Consider the following 24,026-nt stretch of genomic DNA (forward strand, 5'->3'; position numbering starts at 1 on the left):
TTATTCTTGCTCTTCGCAGTAGATAGAAATGTTTTTATTTTCACCAAAAACCACTAAAATATCATCTTCATAAATAATGGTTTCGGGGGTTGGCAAACCAATAGTCTCTTTCACAATTGATTTTTTACCTATTAAATTTGTTTTTTCTTTTTTTCGAATAATAGTTACCAAATTCAAATGGTATTTGTCTGTTGCATTCAGTTCGGATAACGTTTTACCATGAAATTCCGGTTTGGCTTTCACCTCAGAAATGGTATAATTATTATCTAATTGGTAATTTTCTAAGGTCGTTTTAAAATTAATTTGTTTGGTAAGTCGGTCTGCACTTTCTTGTTCCGGATGTATGATACTGTAAATCCCCATAGCTTCCAAAACCGTATCGTGAATGGGAGAAAGAGCTCTACTAATAATTTTTGCGTTTGATAATTTTTTGATAATAGCAGTAGTAATTATAGCGGCCCCTTCGTTTTCTCCAATAGCAACCACAACTTTATCTGCATCTTTTAATGGGAGGGCTTCAAAAGCCAATTCATTTGTAGAATCCATACAAATGGCATGAGAAATTTTATCTTTGATTAGATTAACCTTATCCATTTGTTTATCTACCCCAATCACTTCATTTCCCGTTTCAGTCAAACTTAGAGCTAGTGACATCCCGAAATTTCCCAATCCAAAAATGATAATTTTCATTTTACTTAATTTTAGTTTATTAAAATATTTTCTTTGGGATATTCGTAAAACTGATGGTTAATTTGTCTTAATAAACCAATCATCAAATTGAGCATCCCGATTCTGCCTATAAACATGGTAGCAATTAAAACATATTTACTAGGCTCTGTTAGTTCTGTAGTTAAGCCTAAACTTAGGCCAACTGTACTGTATGCTGAAAAACATTCAAAAACTACAGCCAATAAATCGGTTCCTTTGGGCTGTAAAATTAGCAATGCCAATATCGCAAATCCAATCACAATTAGCGAAATACATAAAATAGCAAATGCCCTTGATGTAGATTCGCTCGATATGCGTCTTCCTAAAATTTGAATGCGACTTTTTCCTCTGGCAATAGCAAAAATATTGAGTGTTGCTAAGGCAAAAGTACTGGTTTTTATTCCACCCCCAGTTGAAGCCGGTGAGGCTCCAATCCACATTAAAAAAATAACAAATAATAAGGTTGGAACGGTATATGTTGAAAAATCCATAGTGTTAAATCCGGCTGTACGCGGGGTAACAGCATTGAATGCAGCAGTTGTAATTTTTCCAAAACCCGTTTGATGTAATTGCAACGTATTGTAATATTCTGAAATCATTAAAAACACAAATCCTCCCAACAATAATGCTCCTGTAGTGTAAAGAACAATCTTAGAATTTAGCGTCATAACGCTCACCTGTTTGTGAATGCGTTTGCGATCAAAAAACTCCAAAACATAAATTTTTAGGTATTGATAGAAATTGAAAATGATGTTGTAGCCCAAACCTCCAAAAACTACCAACAAGATAATTACCCATTGCATGTAATAATTAAACTGAATGTGTGACTCAGCTAAACCGGAGGTTAATGTAGAGAAACCGGCATTACAAAAAGCGGATATAGAATGAAAGATGGAAAAAAACACTTTGTCTTGTATCTCTGGATTGTCAAGAACTGAAGAGTAAATAAACAAAGCACCTATCAACTCAACACTTATTGTAAATATAACAACATTTAAAGCGGCTTTTAAGACGTCTTTCAAGGTTTCTTGTGCTATAAAATCACGAACATTTAAACCCTCTTTAAACGATGAACTTCCTCTGAAGAAAAAAGCAAAAAAAGAGGTGAATGTTAAAATTCCCAATCCCCCTATTTGAATCAAACTAATTATTATCGTTTGACCAATAGTTGTAAAATCTGTGGCCGTATCGAGAACTATCAAACCGGTTACACATACTGCACTTGTAGCTGTAAACAATGCATCGGTAAAAGAAATACCGTGAACCGTTGCATTGGGTAACATCAATAAAAAAGCTCCAATTAAAATAATCGCAAAAAAACTACCTACAAAAACAATGGCCGGATTGTAATAAACTTCATACACGTATCTAACCAAAATCATCAATCGTATGATGAAATAAAACACAAGACCGGCTTCTAAAATAGGCCTAATCTTCTTTAAAACATCCAGATAATGTAAATCGATATGAATAATAGAAATGACCAAAGAAACCAAAAGTAAAACTCCAATGATAACCGAATTTACTAATGCTACTTTTTTCCTGCCTGAAGTTTTATAATAAAAGTACTTAAAGATATTGAAAGCCAATAATGCCAATGCAATGAGTACCAATCCTATAAACTTGGGTGTATGATATACTTGATGTACGCTATATCCGAAATCAAAAACAATGTAGGTTAATACAATCAGATCAAAAAACCTGTAAATTATCTTGAGTATGGAATCTTTTTGCATAAACTGCTCTATTAGTTCTTTTTGGCCAAAACAGAACGGATTTCTGTCATGAGCTCAAAACCTCCATTTTCTAAAATTTCGGTAGCACAAATTTCGCCAAAATTTTGATACGAATTGATTTTTACCGTTTTTTCTATTTCCAATTTACGCTTTCCATCCAAAGAAAAAAGAACCCCTTTTAGCAAGATAGTATCCTCGATTATTTCTGCTAAAGCTCCAATTGGTGCAGTGCATCCGCCTTCTAAAGTTTTTAAAAATTGACGTTCAACAAACGTACAAATTTCGGTTTCATTATGGTTTAACTGTGCGAGTGCATTTCTTGAAAACGAATCGTTTTCCATGGCAACCACCATCATCGCTCCTTGTGCCGGGGCGGGAATCATCCAATCTAAATTTAAATAGGTTTCGGGTTTTAAGTTAATCCTTTCCAATCCTGCTGCAGCAAAAACAGCTCCTTGCCAATGGCTATTTTGAAGTTTTTGCATGCGTGTATTAACATTGCCTCTCAAATCTTCAACATGATGCGTAGGATATTTATGTAGCCATTGGGCTTTTCTTCTCAAACTTCCGGTTGCGATAGTAATAGGACTTGTTCCTGAATTTTCTAAAAATGACAAATCGCCTTGGTGTACCAAAATATCTAAGGTTGAGGCCCGTTCTAAAACCGCTGCTTGCACAATTCCTTTGGGTAAAGCGGTTGGAACGTCTTTCATAGAATGAACCGCAATATCTACTTCGCCTTTGAGCATGGCAACATCTAAAGTTTTAGTAAAAATTCCGGTAATTCCCAATTCATACAAGGGTTTATCTAAGATTAAATCTCCAGTAGATTTTACCGATACGATTTGAGTAGCATAACCCAAATTATTGAGTTTACGTTCAACGGTATGGGCTTGCCAAAGTGCGAGTTCGCTATCTCGGGTACCAATTCGTATAAGGCCTCCAGACTCTAGAGAATTTTGTGATAAAGCAGAATTATTATTCATTATATCCTGCTTTTTGAAGTATTTCGCCCTCTGTATGTGAAGGGTTTATTTGAAAAACTTTCTGAATCCATTCGATACTTTCATCTACCATGGTAGTATCATCTTTCAAATGATTGGCAAAATGAGTTGTAATTTTTTGAATAATTCTATTACTGATAATCTCGGCTTGTTCCGGATCGAAATTAGATATTTTTTTACGTTGAAAATCCAATTCTCCTTCTTTTATAGCATTCAACTTTTCTTTTAAAGCATGAATGGTTGGAGCAAACTTTCGAGCCTTCATCCAAGCAACAAATTCGGTTTTGACTTCGGCAATAATTGCTTCTGCTGCCGGAATATGTTCTTTTCGTTTTTCTAAAGTTTCATCTGTCATTTGTGAAAGATGATCCAAATGAATCAAACTCACATTTGACAAACTCTTTACATTTTCGTGCACGTTTTTGGGTATTGATAAATCCAAAATCAAAAGGGGCTTTTTTAGATTCAAAAGATCTTTATCGATTGTAGGGTTTTGAGCTCCAGTAGCAACAACCAAAACATCGGCTTTTTGAATTTCAACCGGTAAATCGGTATAATCTTTTACAATCAGATTGAATTTCCCGGCTACTTTTTCAGCCTTATTTTTGGTTCTGTTAATCAAAACAATGTGATCGTTTTTGGTGTGCTTAACCAAATTTTCACAGGTGTTTCTTCCAATTTTCCCGGTACCGAATAACAAAATATTTTTCTGAGAAATATCTTCCACGTTATTCATTATATATTGAACTGAAGCAAAAGCAACAGAAGTGGCTCCAGAACTAATTTCAGTTTCATTTTTAATTCGCTTACTGGCTTGAATGACTGCATTAACCAAACGTTCCATAAAAGAATTGGCTAAGGCATAAGATTTACTTTCTATGAAACTATTTTTTATTTGACTTATGATTTCAAAATCACCTAAGATCTGACTATCCAATCCCGTTCCTACTCGAAACATGTGCGAGATGGCTTCTTGGTTTTTGTATACGTAGGCAAATTTTTGAAACTCTTCTACGGTTCCTTTACTGTTTTCGCACATCAATTTAATTAATTGAAAAGGATGTTGTGCAAAACCATATATTTCGGTACGGTTACAGGTAGAAGTTACAATTAAACTGTCAATCCCCTCATTTTTGGCTTGAATGAGCACTTGGGTTTTGGCTTTATCGTCTAAACTGAATTTCCCTCTTGTCTCTGCATCAGCTTTTTTATAACTCAGCCCAACGGCGTAAAAAGTTTGATGTTTTGATAAGTTTAAATTTTCCATAAATTCACTTTCCTAAAAGTTCAACAAAATTATTAGTAACAAACCTATAAAAGTATCGCTCAAAGTTCTTTTTGTATCGCTTGAAGATATCGCAATCCAAAAAATAGATTTCAACGTAATTTCTCTTATATTTGTAGCATTGACAATACTTTTAAAATTTTTTGTTTAGAATAATTCTAAATAATGAAAATCGAAGTATCTCAAATTACATACGAAAAAATGTCGCTATGGGTTCACAAGAAGAAATAAAAATTGAAGATGATTTTATTTTGATACGATTTCAAAACGATTCCAACGAAGTCATCCGTTTTGAAAGACAAGTATCTACGGGCTTAATTCAATTTCATTTTGGATTAAAAGGGAAAGCTAAATTTATTTTTAATCAAGGTAATTATGCTTTGGAAATGAAAGAGGAAAAATCTCTTTTACTCTACAATCCGCAAAAAGAATTACCGGTTCATTTGGAAATCGCTCCCCAATCTTGGATAATTTCTGTTTTGGTTTCTATCAAGAAATTTCACACTTTGTTTTCAAAGGAAGCCGAATACATTCCTTTTTTGAGTGAAAATAACAGAGAGAAAAAATACTACTCAGAGGAAAATATTAGTCCGTCTATGGCCATTGTATTGAATCAAATTTTTCATTACAATTTAAATGCCTCTATAAAAAATCTTTATTACAAAGGCAAGGGGTATGAACTCTTAAGTTTGTACTTTAACCGCAGCGAAGACCCCAATGCAGAGCACTGTCCATTCTTGATAGATGAGGAAAACGTATTGAAAATAAAAAAAGCCAAAGAAATCGTAATTGCCAATATGGCCGAACCTCCGGGACTTCAAGAATTGGCCGATCAAGTAGGGCTGAATTTGAAAAAATTAAAATTAGGATTTAAACAAATTTATGGTGACAGTGTTTACAGTTTCCTTTTTGATTACAAAATGGAATATGCTCGAAAATTATTAGACAGTGGCACCTATAATGTAAATGAAGTGGGAATTCAAATAGGCTACAGCACCGCTTCGCATTTTATTGCGGCATTTAAAAAGAAATTCGGTACTACTCCGAAGAAGTATTTAATGTCGTTGTCGAGTTAAAAATTAAAAAAAATCGCTATAAAAAAATGAAAAAAGGAGTATTATTAGTTAATCTCGGGTCGCCGGATAGCCCTGAACCCAAAGATGTTCGCAAGTATTTAGATGAGTTTTTGATGGACGAACGCGTGATTGATGTTCCCTATCTGTTGCGAGTGCTTTTGGTAAGAGGAATAATATTGAATACACGTCCCAAAAAATCGGCAAAAGCTTATAAAAAGATTTGGTGGGAAGAAGGTTCACCTTTAATTGTACTTTCCAAAAGATTACAAGATAAAATTCAAAAGCAAGTAAGTGTTCCGCTTGAATTAGCCATGCGATATGGAAATCCCAGTATTGAAACCGGATTAAAAAACCTCTACAATCAAGGAATCAAAGAAGTTTTATTGGTGCCATTATATCCACAATTTGCCATGGCTACAACAGAAACTATTCTGGTTTTAGCCGAAAAAATAAGAAAGGAACAATTTCCGGATATGAATTTTACAATCGTCCCGGCTTTTTATAACCAACCGGATTATGTTCGTGATTTATCAAATTCGATTCAAGAATCGTTGACGGCTTTCCAACCTGATTATTTGTTGTTTTCATATCATGGTGTGCCGGAAAGACACATAAAAAAATCGGATATTACAAAAAGTCATTGTGCAATAGATGGTTCCTGTTGTCAAACACCTTCTGAAGCTCATGCCTACTGTTATCGTCACCAATGTTACGAAACCACTCGTCAAGTTGCTGCATTTTTGAACTTAGAAGAAGGAAAGTACAGCACCTCTTTTCAGTCGAGATTAGGTCGTGATCCTTGGTTGCAACCTTACACAGACGCAACTATTGACGGTTTGGCTCAAAAAGGCATAAAAAAACTTGCCGTTGTTACTCCGGCTTTTGTGAGTGATTGTTTGGAAACATTAGAAGAGATTGGCATGGAAGCCGCACATAGTTTTAAAGAAAACGGCGGAGAAGCATTCTTATCCATTCCGTGTTTAAATGATAGAGAAGATTGGGTAAAAACCTTAAGTCGATGGATTGATCAATGGGCTTTTGCCCAAACGGAAAACGCAAATTAATGGCACAATCTTCAGGAGCATTAGGTACAGACAACATCAAGCAACTGTTAATTAAACAAGCGGTTCCGGCGTCAATAGGAATTTTATTTATGTCGATTAATATTTTAGTCGACACCATTTTTGTAGGTCAATGGATTGGTTCTTTGGCCATTGCTGCTGTTACAGTTGTACTTCCTATTACTTTTTTAATTTCGTCTTTGGGAATGGCTATAGGCATTGGGGGTAGTTCTATCATTTCCAGAGCTTTGGGAGCCCATGACAAAGAAAAAGCCTATCAAACTTTTGGGAACCAAATTGTTATGACCTTAGCTTTGGCTTTGTTTTTTGTACTAATCGGCTTTGTTTTTTCAGACCAAATTTTACTTCTTTTTGGGGCCAATGGAGAAATCATGAATCCGGCAAAGGAATTCTTCTTTCCGGTATTAATCGGTGTTCCTTTTTTAGCCCTCTGCATGATGGGCAACAATGTGATTCGTGCCGAAGGGAAGGCAAAATTTGCGATGATGGCCATGATTATACCGGCCTTTGGCAATATCTTTCTTGACATCGTTTTTATCAAATTCATGAATTTGGGGATGTTTGGAGCCGCTTTGGCTACAACCATTTCTTACTTCATGTGTTTTGTTTTTATACTTTGGTTTTTTATCAAAAAAAGCGAATTAAAACCCTCTGCTCATCACTATAAATTTGACTTCCCTTTGGTTAGAGAAATTTCTTCTTTAGGATTGGTAACCTTTTCCCGTCAGGGAGTCGTGAGTATTTTGGCCATTATTGTCAATCATACCTTATTTGTTTACGGCGGAGAACACTCGGTTGTGGTTTATGGCATAATTAGCAGAATGTTGATGTTTGCTTTGTTTCCTATTTTGGGTATAACTCACGGATTTTTACCCATAGCCGGATACAATTATGGGGCAGAAAACTTCAATAGAGTTAAAGAAACCATTTCTATTTCAATTAAGTATGCGGCTGTATTGGCTACTTTTATTTTTCTTCTGATTTTAATTTTTGCCAAACCTATTGTATCTGTATTCACCAATGACCTAAATGTTATAAACGAAACCCCAAGTGCAATGCGATGGGTTTTTGCGGCTACACCAATTATTGCTTTACAACTTATTGGAGCCGCCTACTTTCAAGCGGCAGGGAAAGCCATTCCGGCTTTGTTACTCACACTTACCAAGCAAGGTTTTTTTCTTATTCCGCTTGTTCTCCTTTTACCAAATTATTTTGGTATTTTTGGAGTATGGGTAGCCTTCCCCATTTCTGATGTATTGGCTACATTAATTACGGCTTACTTTTTGAGAAAAGAAATGACAACGAAATTAATTGAAAAAACAGATGGAATTCTATAATTATATAAAAGCCTTACATTTAATATTTGTAATTACTTGGTTTGCCGGACTTTTTTATATCGTTAGATTGTTTGTCTACCATGCAGAAGCCCAAACAAAACCAGAACCCGAACAAAGTATTTTGATTCAACAATACCAAATCATGCAATACCGGCTGTGGTACATTATAACTTGGCCTAGTGCTATTTTGGCCAGTATCTTTGCTTTTGTGCTATTGTATCTTGTTCCGGCTTGGTTACAACAAGATTGGATGTGGGTAAAACTCGGATTTGTGCTATTACTCTATGCTTACCATCTCAAATGTCATTTTATTTTCAAAGACTTACAGTCAAATATTGTAAAGAATAGTTCTAACTTTTACAGGTTATGGAATGAAGGAGCTACCTTGATTCTTTTTGCGGTGGTCTTTTTGGTACTATTAAAAAATGCTGTGAATTGGATTTATGGAGTTATTGGAATATTTCTTTTTTCGATACTAATTCTATTGGGATATAAATTCTACAAAAATTACAGAGAACGAAAAAATTGATGCCCTTACTTAAAATAAAAAAACTATCACTACGAACTAGAATTTTCATTTCAATGATTTTTCTAACCATTATTTCATCCGTATTGATTGCATCGGTATCCATTTTTCAATTTAGAAGAGAAGCCAAGATTTATCACGAAGAGCGGTTAGAACGTAAAGAAAATGCAATTAAAGAACATATTGCCTACGTTTTAAATACCACAACTTATCCGTTAACCACCGAAAATATCCCACTTATATTTAAAGACAAAATATATGAAATGGCGGATATTCATAGCCTTCAGATAAGTTTTTACGATCTAAAAGGAAATCTTTTAAAGTCATCAAAAGCATCTTTTGCGGTTGATAACAATCCGAAACCTATAGATGAATTTGTTATCAAAATTATCGAGTCAAGTATTGACAAAAGATATGTAGAAGTCAAAGAAATTGACGGAATCAAACATTTGTCCTCTTTTAGCGAAATCAAAGACACGCAATTCAAGCCCTTGGCTATACTCAATTTGCCTTACATTGAAGATGATGGATATTATGAAAGAGAACTTCGCAAATTTTTAATTCGTTTTGGACAAGTGTATCTGTTTATGTTGGTGCTATCCGGTTTTATTGCTTATTTCCTTTCACAGTACATTACAAAATCACTAAAAACCATCTCAGACAAACTCACCGAAACCCATTTATCCAAGAACAATAAAAAAATAGAACTGGAAGCTAGTAGCCGTGAAATTGAACTTTTGATAGAGGCCTATAACAATATGGTAGATCAATTAGAGGAAAGTGCTGTCAAGTTGGCTCAAAGTGAAAGAGAGGAAGCCTGGCGAGAAATGGCCAAACAAGTAGCCCACGAAATAAAAAATCCATTAACCCCAATGCGGCTAACGGTGCAAAGCTTTCAGCGAAAATTTAATCCAAATGATCCGGAAATTTCACAAAAACTAGACGATTATACCAAAACAATTTTACAACAAATAGACACTATGAGTTCTGTGGCCAATGCGTTTTCAAATTTTGCTTCGATGCCGGCTCAACAAAACGAACAAATTGATTGTGTGAAAATTATTCAATTGGCACTTGAGATTTTTAATGAAAATTTCATTTTCTTTGAAAGTGATTCTCAGGAAATTTTGATTTACATGGATAGAACTCAACTCATTCGTATAATTACCAATTTGGTAAAAAACGCCATTCAAGCGGTTGAATCCTCTTTGTCAAACCCGAGAATTGAAGTGCATTTAAGCCAAATATCGCAACATGTACAAATTAAAGTTACCGATAACGGAATTGGAATTTCTAACGAAAATAAAGCTCAAATCTTTGAACCTAAATTTACAACCAAATCAAGTGGAATGGGTCTGGGATTGGGAATTATCAAAAAAATTATTGAGAATTACAACGGCACAATTACTTTTGAATCAGAACAAAATAGAGGAACTACTTTTACCGTAACCCTACCTAACCAGACTAACCTTCATAACCAATAATCCATGAATTACGAAAACATAACCATTGAAAAAAATGACGAAATCTCAATTATAACTATCAATCGTCCAACAAAATTAAATGCATTAAACAAAGCTACTATAGAAGAACTACACTTGGCATTTAAAGCCGAAGACAACGACAAATCCACTCGAGTTATTATCATCACCGGAAGTGGCGAAAAAGCCTTTGTTGCCGGAGCCGATATTTCGGAATTTGCCCATTTTTCCGAAGAAGAAGGTGGAAAATTAGCCGCAAAAGGACAAGAATTATTGTTTGATTTTGTTGAAAATTTATCCACACCGGTAATAGCTGCTGTAAATGGTTTTGCATTGGGTGGCGGATTGGAATTAGCCATGTCTGCTCATTTCAGAATTGCCTCCGATAATGCCAAAATGGGTTTACCGGAAGTTACATTAGGCGTAATTCCCGGTTACGGGGGAACACAACGTTTACCTCAACTCGTTGGAAAAGGGCGTGCCATGGAAATGATTATGAGTGCCGCCATGATTGATGCCGAAACCGCTAAAAATTACGGCTTAGTGAATCATGTAGTTCCCCAAGCGGAATTAATCGAATTTGCTAAAGGAATAGCCTCCAAAATTGCTAAAAATTCTCCTGTTGCCATTTCCAATGCAATAGCTGCGGTGAATGCTAATTTCAAAGATGGTGTAAATGGTTATGAAATAGAAATTAAAAACTTCGGAAAATCATTTGGAACTGCTGATTTTAAAGAAGGAACAACGGCTTTTTTAGAGAAAAGAAAAGCTGAGTTTAAAGGGAACTAATATTTTTAACCCATAATCAATGATTCCATGAAAAAAAAGATAATCTTTCTAGTGTTTGCCTGTTTTATATCAATAAAACACTTTTCTCAAAATATTCCTTGTGATGTGAAACAGAGTGCTGTTTTTAAAGATGAGTATAAAAATTCTAAAATTATTCTTGTTGAAGATGATGGTGTAGATGGTGTGTTGGTAGTACGTTCCTATTATGGCGGTGTATTTTCTTCTGGAAGCGGATATTACTTTGAACATTATGATTCCAATTTAAAATTAATCAAGGAATATGAAATGGAGATGAAGTATTCTGATGATGAAAAATATTCTTCCGTTTTAGGATTGATAAAAAAAGATGATGAAATTCACTTGATCAATTTTTTATACAATAAAAAAGATAAAGCTTTTATATGTTCAGCATTAACAGGTAAAATTGCTGATTTTAAATTCAACAGAAAAGAATTATTCCGAATAAAAAGTGAAGAAATAAAACAGTTTAGCTTCTTTGGTTCATCAAGTGGTTTCGATAATGATTCTGGAGCCCAAATGATTATTAACGAGGATAGAAATGCATTTGCTATAACCGTTGATATTGTAGATAAAAATACAGAAACCCACAAAATTTACTTATTTGATGATGGTTTAAATCAAAAATTTGAACATGTTTTCAAGAGAGATGTAAAAGACAAAAAATTCAAATATGAAAACATTGATGTCTCTAAAGATGGAAACACTCTCTATTTGCTGGGAAAAGTAAAAACAGATGAAAAAAAGAAGAAAAAAGAGGGCGGTAGGTATCAATATGAGTTAACAAAAATTACAAAAAACAGTGAAAAAACTCAAGTTTTTGATACCGAGGAACATTTTGCAGCTTCACTTAAGACAATCATTTTTGAAGACCGATTAGCTTGTGTTGGTTTTTATTCTGATAGAAAAGATTCAAGATTTAAAGGAGTTGTTTATTTTGAATTAGATCCATCTTCATTAGAAATTAAAAAAGCTAAGTACAATCCTTTTACAGAACAATTCATAATTGACAAATATGGAAAAAGCAAAGATAAAGAGCTTAAAAACCTGTCTTTCAGAAAAATTCTAATCAACAATAAAAATGAAATAATATTCAATGCAGAAGAATATTATATTACCACTCATCAGGTAAATTCTCAAAACGGTGGTGTTCATAGTTATTACATTTACCACTACGATGATATTGTAACGGTAAAGCTTGACCAAAGCGGAAGCATTGTTTGGGCAAGAAATATAAACAAAAGACAATCAACTAGAGGAGAAGATGATTATATTTCATACACCTCAACTGTCAAAGGTGAAGACTCCTATATATTCATTAATACAGGAGAAAAAGTAAAAAAATTGAGCAATGACCGAATTCAATTTGGTCAAACTTCTGCAAAAAAATCAAATTTAAACATCATTAAAGTCAATAATAATGGTGATTTTGATTATAAAGAAATTTTAGATGATAAAGATAGTGAAGTCCCATTTATGGTTTCTGATGGAGCCATCTCAGGTGATAATATTTACTTTATAGGCCGGAAAGGAAAGAAAAAACAAATATTAAAAATTTCATTAAAATAATAATTACTTCTCCCCCTCCCATTCCGCATAAAATTGGCTCAAGAATGTTTCCATAAAACGGTGACGTTCTTGAGCTAATTTTTTTCCGGTTTCGGTATTCATTTTATCTTTTAAAAGCAATAATTTTTCATAAAAGTGATTCAGTGTTGGCGAATCACTTATTTTATATTCTTCTTTGCTCATGTTGAGTCTTGGTGCGATAGAAGGATTGTAAATCGCTCGGTTTTTAAAACCCCCATAATTAAATGTTCTTGCAATTCCAATGGCTCCCAACGCATCCAGTCTGTCGGCATCTTGCACAATTTCTAATTCTTTAGAGGAAAAGGTTCTCTCAAAATTTCCACCTTTGAATGAAATATTTTTGATAATTTGCACTACATGCTCAATGATTTCCTCGGACACATTTTCGCTTTCTAAAAAATTTCGAGCCGTTTTCGGCCCAATTTCTTCATCACCTTCGTGAAATTTTGAATCGGCTATATCGTGAAATAACGCCCCTAATTTTACAACAGTAAGATTGCAATTTTCCTCTTGTGCAATCAAAACTGCATTTTTATAAACCCGCTCAATATGAAACCAATCATGTCCTCCTTCAGCGTTTTGAAGTTGGTGTTTAACAAAAAGAATGGTTTTGTCTATGAGATTCATTTTATTTCACTAAAGCCGGTTGCACCCATTTAAACACATGACCCGTTTCCGGAATCACCAATCGTTCTGAAATTTTAGCCATTCGAGCGGGAAGTTTCATTAAATACTCTCTTGCTTTTTCGGCTTCGTCTGTTAAACCGTTTAGCTTATCAATTTCCCACTTATCTATAAGTTTTTGAAGAATATCTACATAATCAGCTGCCGTATAAACCCCAATTCGCTGAGCCGAATCTGAAAATTGTTCAAATGCCGAACTGATTTTTTGACCCGATTCACGTAAAAAATGAGCAGGCATTACAATTTTTTGCTTCATCATGTACTGAAAAGCCAACATCATTTCACTAGGATCAACTTTAAAAATTTGATTGATAAACTCGCTGTACGCATGATGATGACGCATTTCGTCACCCGCAATCAGTTTACACATTTTAGACAACTTTTTATCACCAAATTTTTTGGCTATTTGCGAAACGCGATTGTGAGAAATATAAGTGGCCAACTCTTGAAAACTAGTATAAACAAAGTTCTTGTAGGGGTCTTTCCCTGTGCCAATATCAAAACCATCGTTTATCAAATGTTGGGTAGTCATTTCAATTTCACGCATATTTACTCGTCCGGATAAGTAGAGATATTTGTTCAACACATCACCATGACGGTTTTCTTCACCTGTCCAATGTTTGACCCATTTAGACCAGCCATTTCGGCTTTCGCTATCTACACCTTCCACTTCGGTTAACCAAGATTCATAGGTTGGCAAAGCTTCTTCTGTAATGGTATCACCTACTAAAACTACCCAAAAATCATACGGAAGTTCTTTCGCAATTTCACGCAACTCCGTTACATCTTCAAAAAAAGTTTCTTTTTCAGAATCCGGTAATAAATCTGAGGGTTGCCATATTTTTTCTACCGGAATCAAAAAGTCGTTCATAAATGAATCTACTTTCTTTTCCAATAATTGCATTACTTCTAAACGAATGTTTTTAATTGACATAAATTTTTTAATTTTTAATTCCGCTTACCACGGCATTTTCTGTTTTTTGCATTATATCTTCAAACGAATTCCCTTTTACAGGAAAAGGTTCTTGAATGGTAAAAGTTAATCTATTCCCCAATCCCATCGGGAATTGACCAAAACGAACCATTTTCCAAGAATTATTAATTGATATTGGAACTATATAAGCTGAGGGAGCATATTTACACAAAATCTTCAATCCGTTTTCTGAGAACTTTTTTGGAGTACCGGTCTTGCTTCGGGTTCCTTCGGGAAAAATGACTGTAGAACGTTTGTGCTTTTCAATATATTCAGCCATTTCTTTGATAGCCGGTAAAGCTTGTTTAGGGTCTTTTCTGTCAATTAAAACCGAACCACCGTGTCTTAAATTATAGGAAACACTTGGTATGCCTTTGCCCAATTCTTTTTTACTGATAAATTTGGGATGCCATCGTCGCATAAACCAAATAATGGGTGGAATATCATACAAACTCTGATGATTAGCTACAATAATAAGCGGTACATTTTTAGGTAATTTTTCACGGTTTTGAAAATCGTACGTCGTTCCTAACAAATGAGTGCTTCTAACCAAGCAAAAGTTTAAATAGTCAACACTTTTCTTGTGAGCTTGATACCCCAAAATGTTGAAACAGAACCATTGAATTGGATGAAAAAAACACAAAAGCATTCCAAAAGTAAGGTAATACACAACAGAAACGGGGTACGAAATCAATTTCATCATCTCTAAAAGAATTAAAAGCAAAAATACGCAATAGAAATCACTTCGACTGTTCATTTTTACTTAAAAAATAATTTTATTTGTTTGCCAAAAAAAGTACTTTTACAAAATGTAATCAAAAAAAAATAAAGCCATTATATTATGAGTTCAGAAAAAGAAGCCAAATTAAAAGCCCTTCAATTAACACTAGACAAACTAGACAAAACCTATGGCAAAGGTACTGTAATGAAAATGGGAGATAAAGCCATTGAAGAAGTAGAAACTATTTCTTCAGGGTCTTTAGGATTAGATCTTGCTTTAGGAGTAAACGGTTATCCAAAAGGAAGAATAATAGAAATATATGGTCCGGAGTCGTCGGGTAAAACTACACTTACACTTCATGCTATTGCCGAAGCTCAAAAAGCCGGTGGAATTGCCGCTTTTATTGATGCAGAGCATGCTTTTGACCGTCATTATGCCGAAAAACTGGGGGTAGATATAGAAAACCTAATTATATCGCAACCGGACAACGGGGAACAAGCTTTGGAAATTGCCGAAAATTTAATTCGCTCAGGAGCTATTGATGTTGTGGTTATTGACTCGGTTGCTGCATTAACTCCCAAAAGTGAGATTGAAGGAGAGATGGGCGATTCCAAAATGGGATTACACGCTCGTTTGATGTCACAAGCTTTAAGAAAACTAACGGCAACTATCAGCAAAACCCACTGTACTGTGTTTTTTATCAACCAGTTACGTGAAAAAATTGGTGTAATGTTTGGTAATCCTGAAACAACAACCGGGGGTAATGCGTTAAAATTTTATGCTTCTGTGCGTTTAGATATAAGAAGAGCAACGCAAATTAAAGACGGTGAAAACGTAATAGGAAACCGAACCAAAGTAAAAGTGGTAAAAAACAAGGTAGCTCCACCGTTTAAAACGGCCGAATTTGACATTATGTATGGAGAAGGAGTTTCCAAAACCGGTGAGATCTTAGATTTGGCTGTTGAATTTGAAATCATAAAAAAATCTGGTTCGTGGTTTAGCTATGGTGAAACCAAACTAGGACAAGGTAGAGATGCTGTTAAAGCATTGATTAAAGACAATCCTGAATTGGCAGAAGAATTGGAAATCAAAATCAAAGAACGCATCAAAGATGCCGAATAAATAAAAAAACCCGAAATTATCGGGTTTTTTTTTATTTTAAACGCAACCTTAGTCCTGGTTTTGCATCTTTTGTAAAATACGAATACCCAAAATGAAAAAATTAGTGTACTTAATTGTGGTAACCCTCTTTTTCTCGGCTTGTACTCCGGAGGATTTACCCAAACAACATTTTGAAATTTTACCCGTAGAATATTATACTATTCCGGAAAGTTTTGTTTTTCAAAACACTTATGAAATAAAATTATTCTACAAAAGACCCAATGACTGTCATGCTTTGGGAGGCATTTATTTTGACCGTTATTTCAATATGCGTACGGTTGCCATTCAAAGTATTGTTTACGATCGAAACGATTGTGTAGAATCTCAAGGCGAAATTTATGAAACTTCATTTCAGTTTTTTGTATCCAATTTGGAAACCTATACTTTTCGCTTTTACAAAGGAACAGATGATGAAGGAAATCCTATTTACGATTATATTGATATACCGGTAACTAATAACTAATACAAAAAAGTCTTGTGGGTTTAGAGTCTCTCATTAGCGAATGCAAAAAAGGCAACCAAAAAGCACAAGAACAATTGTATCGGTTATTATCGCCAAAATTATTTGCTTTATGTATTAAATATTCCAAAAATTATACTGAAGCACAAGATAATTTACATGACGGATTCTTATTGATTTTTGATAAGATTCATAAATTTGAAGGAAAAGGCTCTTTTGAAGGATGGGCCAAAAAAGTGGTTTTAAATAATATTCTTCAGAAATACAGAGGCCAAGTTGTTTTTGAAATTATTTCTGAAAAACATCAAACCCCTGCAGAAATTGAAATTGATACCGAAGAAGTTGATCTTGTTTTTTTAACCAAAGTAATTCAAGAATTACCCGATAGATACCGCTTGGTTTTCAATTTATATGTATTAGATAATTATTCGCATAAAGAAATAGCTCAAATGTTACAAATCTCGGAAGGCACATCAAAATCTAATTTATCGAGAGCCCGAGCTATTTTAAAAGAAAAAATAGAAGCTAAAAATTCATTCAATAGAATTGAAGCCCAATGAAAGAACCTAAAAATATAGATCGCCTTTTTCAAGAACAATTCAAAGATTTTGAGGTTGTACCGCCTTTGGAATCATGGACTAGACTGGAAAAAGAACTCAATCAGAAAAAGAAAAGAAGGGTAATTCCCCTATGGTGGTGGTTTTCGGAAATTGCCGCAGTATTAATCATAGGAGGGCTTGTTTTTTATGCCGCTCAAAATGATAGTTTTTCAAAAGAGAACTCGAAAGAGCCCTTAAATATAGAGACAAACAACATCGTAATTGCACCCTCTGAAAACTCGAAAAATTCAAATACATCAATAGATTCTTTTACTCAAAATAACGCCAAAGAATCCAATTTTGTTTTCTCAAAACCAATCAATACAAAATCCGACTCTACAAAATCCGATTCAAAACAAAATAAATTCAAACCAAATCAAACCCAACTAGCCGATAACAAAGACGTATTCTCAGAAAAAAATGAAAAACCTTTAAATACAAAACCGTTTGAACTTATGGTATTTTCTGATTCCCCTTCAAAATCAGATTCATCCCAAAATCTAGTTACAACAACTGAAAAACAAAACAAACCGATTACGTTGGAAGAATTGCTAAATACAAATGAAAAAGAAGAAAAACCAAAGACCGAATCTAAATCAAACAGATGGCATGTGACTCCATCATTTGCTCATGTTTATTTAGGTTCGTCTTCCAACGGTTCTCCTATTGATTCTGAATTTAACAACAACCCCAAAGAATTAAAAAACACCACTTCTGTTGGAATTGGTATTGCCTACGAAATAAGTCCTAAACTGAAAATCAGATCCGGATTGCATCAAATCAATTTTGATTATTTAACCAATAATATAGCTTTTTACCCGGGTTTAGATTCCCGACTCATGTCTACCGTAAACTACAATACACAAGGAGCTACTATTATTGTTCAAGATGCAGTGGCCAACTTTTCCAGTATAAATACAACTTTAGAAGGTTCTCTTGAGCAACGAATTGGCTATTTAGAAGTTCCTCTTGAAATTTCATATCAGATTTTAGATCAAAAATTTGGCGTTCAAGTTATAAGCGGGTTAAGCACTTTATTTCTCCAAAATAACGAAATTTTAGTTATTTCAGATGGCTTTTCTGCCGCTTTAGGAAAGGCCAACAATCTAAATACTATTCACTTTACATCCAATTTGGGCTTAGGTATGCACTATCAATTTAACCGTTCTTTTAGAGCTACTTTTGAACCCACTCTTAAATATCAAATCAATCCATTTAGTCGTAATGACGGTGGTTTCCGACCTTATTTCATTGGGCTTTACTCGGGAATAAGTTATCGTTTTTAAAATTTTAGTTAAGTTTGTTATTGTTATGCCATCAACAATAACTGTAAAAAGAGCACGAAAAGTGCTCTTTTTTGTATCTTTCAACCAAATTTCAACCTATGAAAAAAGTAGTACTCCTCGCTTTAATTGTTTTGATTTTTTCATGTAAATCCAATTCTGAACAAGAGCTAAAAAACATAAACCTCTGCATAAATCAATGGCATAAAGCTGCAGCTGATGCTGATTTTGAGACCTATTTTAATCTCATGACAGACGACGCCGTTTTTATTGGAACTGACGCTAGTGAAAATTGGAACAAAAAAGAGTTTGAAATTTATTCAAAACCCCATTTTGATAAAGGTAAAGCCTGGACATTTCATTCTTTGGAAAGAAATGTTTATACCGATAAAAACCAAAAAATAGCTTGGTTTGACGAACTACTTGATACCTCTTTTAAGATTTGCAGAGGCTCTGGAGTTTTGGAAAAAGTAAACGGAACCTGGAAAATAAAACATTATGTTCTTTCCATGACTATACCAAATGAAAAAGCAAAAGACGTTATAGTTACCAAAGATTCTCTTGAAAGTATCTTCATTCAAAAATTAAAATCAAAATAATAATTCGTAAATAAAACCAATCTATCTGTTTTCTCGTATCTAAGAAGAACAAACTCAAAAATTCTTAGTTATGAAAATCAATAGAAAGGTTAAAATGCTCTTGGGTACATTCTTCGGAATTGTTCTCTTTCTTTTTATCGTTTTGGTTGTACATATTGCAACCGTTGAGCCGGTTGAAATTGATAATGCAACCCTTCAAATTAGTCGTATCGATTTTGAAACTCCTTTAGACTCTATTAAAACCAAAGAAGTTCATCGCAATCTTAAATCGATAAACGGTGTAAAAAACATTAAAATTTTCTCCGAAAAAGGAATCGTTGTTTACTTTCACGACAATCGTGTAGTGAATGCCGAGGGGGTTTTCAATCAATTGTCTTCACTAGGAGACTATAAAGCACAACCCTTTACTGTATCACAGGAAATCGCTTCTAAAAAAGTTTGTCCGGCTATGAATACCAATAGCTTTGGATACAAATTTTCAAGAGGAATTCAACGACTTTTTAATTAACCTTTAATAAAATCTGTTATGAAAAATGCAACCAAAATGTCTGTTCTCTTTCTATGTTTATCTGCCGGAATAACACTTTATTCTTGTAGTGATGATGACAAATCAACTCCAACTGAATTATCTCTTTATGAAAAACTTGGAGGATTTAACAAAGTTCAAGACCCTAACAATCCAAACCAATTGATTGAACAAGGTAGACTTTCCTACCGCTCTGTTGTAGATAGTACGATAACCCTGATTGTGGCCGACATTGTGGCTGGCTCACAAGGAAATCTCGGAGCTCATTTTGCTCCTATTGTAGCCGAAGTTTCCAGTGGAAACGCAACAAATGTTGCGGTTTTGAGTAAAAACCTAACCGATTTTTTTGCTGCTAATACAGGAGGTGGTGCCACTAATACCTACACAGGCTTGGGCATGGTAGCCGCTCATGATCCGGCTCAAAATCCAAGAATGGGAGTAAAAGCAAACAATGCCGATTATGATAAATTTATTGGCTATGTTGGTGCCGCAGCCGGACTTAACGGTGTTACAGACCCCGTCTTAATAGGAGAAGTTGTTACGGTATTAGAATCTTTAAGAGCTCCAATAGTTCAAGAATAAATGTTAAAAGCCATTCTAAAAATAAAAAAGCCCCGAAAAAAAAATCTTCGGGGCTTTTTTTATTTAAGGTTTTCCAACATTTCAAGTGTCATGGAATCCATTTCATAATGGTGTTTCCAATTCCAATCTCTACGAGCCTGAGAATCATCTATTGATCCCGGCCAGCTATCAGCAATCTTCTGACGGAAATCCGGTTTGTATGAAATGGTAAAATCAGGAATATGCTTTTTAATTTCTGCAGCAATTTCTTTTGGAGTAAAACTCACTCCCGACAAATTATAAGACGAACGAATTTTAATATTTTCCGAAGGAGCTTGCATTATTTCGATAGTGGCACGAATGGCATCATCCATATACATCATAGGTAAACGCGTATCTTCAGACAAAAAACATTCAAACTTACCCTCACTCAAGGCTTTGTGGTAAATATCAACGGCATAATCTGTAGTCCCTCCTCCCGGTGGAGTGGACCAACTGATTAATCCCGGATACCTTACACTTCTTACATCAACACCAAAAATAGTGTGGTAATATTCACACCATCTTTCTCCCGCTTGTTTAGAAATTCCGTATACCGTTGTTGGTTCCATAATGGTATATTGCGGTGTGTTTTCTCGAGGCGTAGTTGGACCAAAAACCGCTATGCTAGAGGGCCAAAATATTTTTTTAATTTTTCCGGCTTTCGCTAAATTCAACACATGAAAAAGGGAATTCATATTCAAATCCCAAGCAAATGCCGGATTTTTTTCGGCTGTTGCCGATAATAAAGCCGCCATCAAATAGACTTCCTCCACCTGATATTGCTCTATTATATGTTCAATTTGATTGAAATCTAAAGCATTAAGCACTTCAAAAATCCCTTCGTTTACCACTTCATTGTTCAACTTTCGAATATCGGAAGCAATAACATTCTCTACTCCATACATTTTCCGTAAACGGTGGGTCAATTCTGTACCTATTTGTCCGCAGGCACCAATAATTAAAATTTTCGTATTCATGTGTTGTATTTTGATGGTACAAATATAACGTTTTCGTATCTGTTGTATAAGTAGATTTTTGGAAAGCTTTAACGCAATAAAGCAAGATTCAAATTACCTTTGTATTTTTACAACTAAATTTCAGTACATGAAAAGACATCTCATTTTTCTTTTTATTGGTTTCTTTTGTTTCGTTTCTTGTGAAAATAACAACAAGGAACGATTGGTTCTTCAAGAAAAAGAAGAAGCTAAAAAAGATATGGTTTTTAAAAAAATTAGTGAATCTTGGCGGTTTAAAACCCTACTTATTTCCACTGACGCTGAAATTCTTTTGAAAAATTGGGCACAATGGCGTTTGTTTGTAAATGAATTAAACCAAAAACCTACCTATTCATTAAGTGCTTTTCAAAAAAAATCTAAAACACTCACCAAAAAATCTCAAGAACTTTTAGAAAGTGTTCCTGCCGAATTTAGTGCTCCCGAATTCAAAAGTAGATTTCTTGTTCTTCAAACTAAATTCCAATCTCTGGAGTTGTATTTAAACTTGAATACAATTCCACCTCAAAAAGTAATCGACTTAATTCAAGAAATTAACCTTCAATTGAACTCTATAGAATTACAAATCAACGAATGGGCTAGAAAAAAACAAATCCCTTTAGAGCAAGGTGAGGCAGATATGATTCGAATGTTAGACACTTCCAGAGCCGTTCGTGAAAAACCAAAAAATCTAGACTAGTTGAACGTTTCAAATATTTCTTCCGCCTATAATTCTTCTGCTAAAATCATACAATTGGCAGAAAATATTGCCGTTCCCGAAAAAAAAGTACAAATCAAAGGATTGGTGGGTTCTTCACTTTCGTTTGTTGTTCAAGCTCTTTTTGAAAAATCGGAATTGCCATTTTTATTGCTTTTTAATGATAAAGAAGAAGCCGCTTATTATTTGAATGATTTAGAAAACCTCATCAACGACCAAGATGTGCTGTTTTATCCGAGTTCGTACCGCCGACCCTATCAAATTGAAGAAACCGATAACGCCAATATTTTGCTTCGGGCCGAAGTGTTAAACCGCATCAATTCCCGCAAAAAACCATCGATTATTGTGACCTATCCGGAAGCTCTTTTTGAAAAAGTAGTTACGCGAAAAGAGCTAGATAAAAACACGCTGAAAGTGGCAGTTGCCGACCAGATTTCGATTGATTTTATCAACGAAGTATTGTTTGAATACAACTTCAAACGAGTCGATTTTGTATCGGAACCCGGAGAATTTTCCGTTCGTGGCGGAATCATCGATGTATTTTCGTTTTCCAATGACAATCCGTACCGAATTGAATTTTTTGGCAATGAAGTAGATAGTATCCGAACGTTTGACGTGGAAACCCAACTTTCACTGGAAAAACAAAAGAAAATTGCCATCATTCCCAATGTTGAAAATAAATTTTTACAAGAAAATAGAGAAAGTTTCCTAAATTACATCAGCCCCAAAACCGTTCTTTTTGTTCAGGAAACGGAAATGGTTTTGAATCAATTTGATAAATTATTTGACAAAGCAACCGAAGCTTTTGGTAAACTTTCCAATGAAATAAAACAGGCTTCGCCCGAAGAACTTTTTATCAATCAATCGTCATTTGTAAAAAAAGCACTTGATTTTTCAATAGTAGAAATTGGATTGAAATCGGTTTTTAAATCCGAAAAAACAATTGAATTTCATACCAAACCACAACCTTCATTCAACAAACAATTTGATTTATTGTTGAATGATTTGAACGAAAATCACTTTAACGGAATCAAAAATTATTTGTTTTGTTCCAACGAAAATCAAGCCAATCGCTTTCATGATATTTTTGAAAGTTTGGATGAAGAAAATCACGAAAACATTCGAAAACAATACAAAACCATTGTTTTTCCGCTTTTTCAAGGTTTTATTGACGAGGAAAATCAATTAGCTTGCTATACCGATCATCAGATTTTTGAACGGTATCATAAATTCAGCATCAAAAACGGGTATTCTAAAAAACAAACCATTACGCTTAAGGAATTAACCCAACTTTCGGTTGGCGATTATGTGACGCATATTGACCACGGTATCGGGAAATTTGGCGGTTTGCAAAAAATTCAGGTGGAAGGCAAAATGCAAGAAGCCATCAAATTGGTTTATGCGGATAATGATATTGTGTATGTGAGCATTCATTCACTTCACAAAATTTCGAAATACAACGGCAAAGACGGCACGCCGCCTAAAATTTACAAATTGGGCTCTAATGCTTGGAAAGCCTTAAAACAAAAGACGAAAGCTCGTGTTAAACACATTGCTTTCAATTTGATTCAATTGTATGCCAAAAGACGTTTGGAAAAAGGTTTTGCTTGTGCACCAGACAGTTATTTGCAAAAAGAATTGGAAAGTTCGTTTATTTATGAAGATACGCCGGACCAAATTACGGCTACACAAGATGTAAAAAACGACATGGAACGCGACCGTCCCATGGATCGATTGGTGTGTGGTGATGTGGGATTTGGGAAAACGGAAGTCGCCATTCGTGCCGCATTTAAAGCCGTTGATAACGGAAAACAGGTTGCCGTTTTAGTTCCTACAACAATTTTAGCCTATCAGCATTTCCGAACGTTTTCGGAACGATTGAAAGATATGCCGGTTACAATTCACTATTTAAACCGATTTAGAACCGCCAAACAAAAAACCGAGACGATAAAAGGTTTAGCCGAAGGCAAAGTAGATATCATTATTGGAACCCATCAATTGGTTAACAAAGACGTAAAATTCAAAGATTTAGGTTTATTAATCATTGACGAAGAACAAAAATTTGGCGTGAATGT

General features: G+C 34.5%; 24 protein-coding genes. 16 read left to right on the top strand and 8 right to left on the bottom strand.

The features are described from left to right. From V7M80_RS00810 to hemA, 4 genes are read right to left on the bottom strand one after another with little or no spacing between them, the layout of a single operon-like run. A complete protein-coding gene (locus V7M80_RS00810) occupies nucleotides 1-690 on the bottom strand; it encodes a potassium channel family protein (RefSeq protein ID WP_333693334.1) in 690 nt (229 codons plus the stop codon). Nucleotides 691-701: 11 nt separating this feature from the next. Next, the gene (locus V7M80_RS00815) at nucleotides 702-2,444 is read right to left on the bottom strand and encodes a TrkH family potassium uptake protein (RefSeq protein WP_333693335.1); all 1,743 of its coding nucleotides are present in this window, start codon (nucleotides 2,442-2,444) and stop codon (nucleotides 702-704) included. 11 nt (nucleotides 2,445-2,455) lie between these two features. Further along, nucleotides 2,456-3,430, bottom strand: coding sequence for a hydroxymethylbilane synthase (gene hemC / locus V7M80_RS00820; RefSeq protein WP_333693336.1), 975 nt, complete (start codon nucleotides 3,428-3,430; stop codon nucleotides 2,456-2,458). After that, entirely contained in the window at nucleotides 3,423-4,715 is a 1,293-nt protein-coding gene (hemA, locus tag V7M80_RS00825) for a glutamyl-tRNA reductase (protein WP_333693337.1), read from the bottom strand. Before hemA ends, hemC begins: the two co-directional genes overlap by 8 nt. Nucleotides 4,716-4,942: 227 nt before the next feature. On the opposite strand from hemA, the gene V7M80_RS00830 reads away from it, so the two are divergent. From V7M80_RS00830 to V7M80_RS00860, 7 genes are read left to right on the top strand one after another with little or no spacing between them, the layout of a single operon-like run. After that, complete coding sequence (locus tag V7M80_RS00830; protein WP_333693338.1) at nucleotides 4,943-5,809, top strand: AraC family transcriptional regulator; 867 nt, start codon at nucleotides 4,943-4,945, stop codon at nucleotides 5,807-5,809. 26 nt (nucleotides 5,810-5,835) lie between these two features. Continuing rightward, nucleotides 5,836-6,873 (top strand): ferrochelatase, encoded by a 1,038-nt coding sequence (hemH, locus tag V7M80_RS00835; RefSeq protein WP_333693340.1) that lies wholly within the window; start codon nucleotides 5,836-5,838, stop codon nucleotides 6,871-6,873. Continuing rightward, nucleotides 6,873-8,228, top strand: coding sequence for an MATE family efflux transporter (locus V7M80_RS00840; RefSeq protein WP_333693341.1), 1,356 nt, complete (start codon nucleotides 6,873-6,875; stop codon nucleotides 8,226-8,228). The genes hemH and V7M80_RS00840 overlap by 1 nt, the downstream gene beginning before the upstream one ends. Then, on the top strand, nucleotides 8,215-8,757 hold the full coding sequence (locus tag V7M80_RS00845; RefSeq protein ID WP_333693342.1) for a CopD family protein: 543 nt from the start codon (nucleotides 8,215-8,217) through the stop codon (nucleotides 8,755-8,757). The genes V7M80_RS00840 and V7M80_RS00845 overlap by 14 nt, the downstream gene beginning before the upstream one ends. 53 nt (nucleotides 8,758-8,810) lie before the next feature. Beyond that, on the top strand, nucleotides 8,811-10,238 hold the full coding sequence (locus tag V7M80_RS00850) for a sensor histidine kinase (protein ID WP_333693344.1): 1,428 nt from the start codon (nucleotides 8,811-8,813) through the stop codon (nucleotides 10,236-10,238). Between the two features lie 3 nt (nucleotides 10,239-10,241). After that, nucleotides 10,242-11,024: an enoyl-CoA hydratase/isomerase family protein gene (locus V7M80_RS00855; protein WP_333693345.1), complete on the top strand. Its 783-nt coding sequence runs from the start codon at nucleotides 10,242-10,244 to the stop codon at nucleotides 11,022-11,024. A gap of 27 nt (nucleotides 11,025-11,051) precedes the next feature. After that, a complete protein-coding gene (locus tag V7M80_RS00860) occupies nucleotides 11,052-12,611 on the top strand; it encodes a hypothetical protein (RefSeq protein ID WP_333693346.1) in 1,560 nt (519 codons plus the stop codon). Nucleotides 12,612-12,614: 3 nt separating this feature from the next. Here V7M80_RS00860 and V7M80_RS00865 read toward each other — a convergent pair whose 3' ends face one another. Genes V7M80_RS00865 through V7M80_RS00875 form a run of 3 tightly spaced genes read right to left on the bottom strand, consistent with a single transcriptional unit; the run spans nucleotide 12,615 to nucleotide 14,992 of the window. Continuing rightward, nucleotides 12,615-13,259: an HD domain-containing protein gene (locus V7M80_RS00865; RefSeq protein WP_333693348.1), complete on the bottom strand. Its 645-nt coding sequence runs from the start codon at nucleotides 13,257-13,259 to the stop codon at nucleotides 12,615-12,617. A gap of 1 nt (nucleotide 13,260) precedes the next feature. After that, the gene (locus tag V7M80_RS00870; RefSeq protein ID WP_333693349.1) at nucleotides 13,261-14,250 is read right to left on the bottom strand and encodes an acyl-ACP desaturase; all 990 of its coding nucleotides are present in this window, start codon (nucleotides 14,248-14,250) and stop codon (nucleotides 13,261-13,263) included. 7 nt (nucleotides 14,251-14,257) lie between these two features. Further along, nucleotides 14,258-14,992 carry a lysophospholipid acyltransferase family protein gene (locus V7M80_RS00875; RefSeq protein ID WP_333693350.1) on the bottom strand — a complete coding sequence of 245 codons (735 nt, stop codon included), beginning with the start codon at nucleotides 14,990-14,992 and terminating at the stop codon, nucleotides 14,258-14,260. A gap of 138 nt (nucleotides 14,993-15,130) precedes the next feature. On the opposite strand from V7M80_RS00875, the gene recA reads away from it, so the two are divergent. The 7 genes from recA (at nucleotide 15,131) to V7M80_RS00910 (ending at nucleotide 20,220) form a co-directional block, all read left to right on the top strand. After that, nucleotides 15,131-16,132: a recombinase RecA gene (recA, locus tag V7M80_RS00880; protein ID WP_333693351.1), complete on the top strand. Its 1,002-nt coding sequence runs from the start codon at nucleotides 15,131-15,133 to the stop codon at nucleotides 16,130-16,132. A 91-nt stretch (nucleotides 16,133-16,223) separates the two neighbouring features. Next, the gene (locus V7M80_RS00885; protein ID WP_333693353.1) at nucleotides 16,224-16,634 is read left to right on the top strand and encodes a hypothetical protein; all 411 of its coding nucleotides are present in this window, start codon (nucleotides 16,224-16,226) and stop codon (nucleotides 16,632-16,634) included. 14 nt (nucleotides 16,635-16,648) lie between these two features. Then, nucleotides 16,649-17,191: an RNA polymerase sigma factor gene (locus tag V7M80_RS00890; protein WP_333693355.1), complete on the top strand. Its 543-nt coding sequence runs from the start codon at nucleotides 16,649-16,651 to the stop codon at nucleotides 17,189-17,191. Next, nucleotides 17,188-18,516 carry a hypothetical protein gene (locus V7M80_RS00895; RefSeq protein ID WP_333693356.1) on the top strand — a complete coding sequence of 443 codons (1,329 nt, stop codon included), beginning with the start codon at nucleotides 17,188-17,190 and terminating at the stop codon, nucleotides 18,514-18,516. Before V7M80_RS00890 ends, V7M80_RS00895 begins: the two co-directional genes overlap by 4 nt. Nucleotides 18,517-18,614: 98 nt before the next feature. Next, nucleotides 18,615-19,112, top strand: coding sequence for a nuclear transport factor 2 family protein (locus V7M80_RS00900; protein WP_333693357.1), 498 nt, complete (start codon nucleotides 18,615-18,617; stop codon nucleotides 19,110-19,112). 70 nt (nucleotides 19,113-19,182) lie between these two features. After that, nucleotides 19,183-19,620, top strand: a complete 438-nt coding sequence (locus V7M80_RS00905; RefSeq protein WP_333693359.1) for a hypothetical protein — start codon at nucleotides 19,183-19,185, stop codon at nucleotides 19,618-19,620. A gap of 18 nt (nucleotides 19,621-19,638) precedes the next feature. Continuing rightward, complete coding sequence (locus V7M80_RS00910) at nucleotides 19,639-20,220, top strand: hypothetical protein (protein ID WP_333693360.1); 582 nt, start codon at nucleotides 19,639-19,641, stop codon at nucleotides 20,218-20,220. A gap of 59 nt (nucleotides 20,221-20,279) precedes the next feature. Here V7M80_RS00910 and V7M80_RS00915 read toward each other — a convergent pair whose 3' ends face one another. Continuing rightward, nucleotides 20,280-21,218 (bottom strand): L-threonine 3-dehydrogenase, encoded by a 939-nt coding sequence (locus V7M80_RS00915; protein WP_333693361.1) that lies wholly within the window; start codon nucleotides 21,216-21,218, stop codon nucleotides 20,280-20,282. Between the two features lie 127 nt (nucleotides 21,219-21,345). Between V7M80_RS00915 and V7M80_RS00920 the strand changes: the two genes are divergently transcribed. Continuing rightward, nucleotides 21,346-21,933, top strand: coding sequence for a hypothetical protein (locus V7M80_RS00920; RefSeq protein ID WP_333693363.1), 588 nt, complete (start codon nucleotides 21,346-21,348; stop codon nucleotides 21,931-21,933). Nucleotides 21,934-21,978: 45 nt separating this feature from the next. Further along, on the top strand, nucleotides 21,979-24,026 hold a 2,048-nt coding region (locus tag V7M80_RS00925; RefSeq protein ID WP_442902335.1), incomplete at its 3' end, for a DEAD/DEAH box helicase.

This window comes from Flavobacterium sp. (genome assembly GCF_036759525.1).
In the GTDB taxonomy this organism is placed as follows: domain Bacteria; phylum Bacteroidota; class Bacteroidia; order Flavobacteriales; family Flavobacteriaceae; genus Flavobacterium.

Excerpts from the sequence above, each read along its gene's own strand:
- V7M80_RS00810 (WP_333693334.1), bottom strand. The coding sequence starts at position 690 with ATGAAAATTATCATTTTTGGATTGGGAAATTTCGGGATGTCACTAGCT.
- V7M80_RS00815 (WP_333693335.1), bottom strand. The coding sequence starts at position 2,444 with ATGCAAAAAGATTCCATACTCAAGATAATTTACAGGTTTTTTGATCTG.
- hemC (WP_333693336.1), bottom strand. The coding sequence starts at position 3,430 with ATGAATAATAATTCTGCTTTATCACAAAATTCTCTAGAGTCTGGAGGC.
- hemA (WP_333693337.1), bottom strand. The coding sequence starts at position 4,715 with ATGGAAAATTTAAACTTATCAAAACATCAAACTTTTTACGCCGTTGGG.
- V7M80_RS00830 (WP_333693338.1), top strand. The coding sequence starts at position 4,943 with ATGGGTTCACAAGAAGAAATAAAAATTGAAGATGATTTTATTTTGATA.
- hemH (WP_333693340.1), top strand. The coding sequence starts at position 5,836 with ATGAAAAAAGGAGTATTATTAGTTAATCTCGGGTCGCCGGATAGCCCT.
- V7M80_RS00840 (WP_333693341.1), top strand. The coding sequence starts at position 6,873 with ATGGCACAATCTTCAGGAGCATTAGGTACAGACAACATCAAGCAACTG.
- V7M80_RS00845 (WP_333693342.1), top strand. The coding sequence starts at position 8,215 with ATGGAATTCTATAATTATATAAAAGCCTTACATTTAATATTTGTAATT.
- V7M80_RS00850 (WP_333693344.1), top strand. The coding sequence starts at position 8,811 with ATGATTTTTCTAACCATTATTTCATCCGTATTGATTGCATCGGTATCC.
- V7M80_RS00855 (WP_333693345.1), top strand. The coding sequence starts at position 10,242 with ATGAATTACGAAAACATAACCATTGAAAAAAATGACGAAATCTCAATT.
- V7M80_RS00860 (WP_333693346.1), top strand. The coding sequence starts at position 11,052 with ATGAAAAAAAAGATAATCTTTCTAGTGTTTGCCTGTTTTATATCAATA.
- V7M80_RS00865 (WP_333693348.1), bottom strand. The coding sequence starts at position 13,259 with ATGAATCTCATAGACAAAACCATTCTTTTTGTTAAACACCAACTTCAA.
- V7M80_RS00870 (WP_333693349.1), bottom strand. The coding sequence starts at position 14,250 with ATGTCAATTAAAAACATTCGTTTAGAAGTAATGCAATTATTGGAAAAG.
- V7M80_RS00875 (WP_333693350.1), bottom strand. The coding sequence starts at position 14,992 with ATGATGAAATTGATTTCGTACCCCGTTTCTGTTGTGTATTACCTTACT.
- recA (WP_333693351.1), top strand. The coding sequence starts at position 15,131 with ATGAGTTCAGAAAAAGAAGCCAAATTAAAAGCCCTTCAATTAACACTA.
- V7M80_RS00885 (WP_333693353.1), top strand. The coding sequence starts at position 16,224 with ATGAAAAAATTAGTGTACTTAATTGTGGTAACCCTCTTTTTCTCGGCT.
- V7M80_RS00895 (WP_333693356.1), top strand. The coding sequence starts at position 17,188 with ATGAAAGAACCTAAAAATATAGATCGCCTTTTTCAAGAACAATTCAAA.
- V7M80_RS00900 (WP_333693357.1), top strand. The coding sequence starts at position 18,615 with ATGAAAAAAGTAGTACTCCTCGCTTTAATTGTTTTGATTTTTTCATGT.
- V7M80_RS00905 (WP_333693359.1), top strand. The coding sequence starts at position 19,183 with ATGAAAATCAATAGAAAGGTTAAAATGCTCTTGGGTACATTCTTCGGA.
- V7M80_RS00910 (WP_333693360.1), top strand. The coding sequence starts at position 19,639 with ATGAAAAATGCAACCAAAATGTCTGTTCTCTTTCTATGTTTATCTGCC.
- V7M80_RS00915 (WP_333693361.1), bottom strand. The coding sequence starts at position 21,218 with ATGAATACGAAAATTTTAATTATTGGTGCCTGCGGACAAATAGGTACA.
- V7M80_RS00920 (WP_333693363.1), top strand. The coding sequence starts at position 21,346 with ATGAAAAGACATCTCATTTTTCTTTTTATTGGTTTCTTTTGTTTCGTT.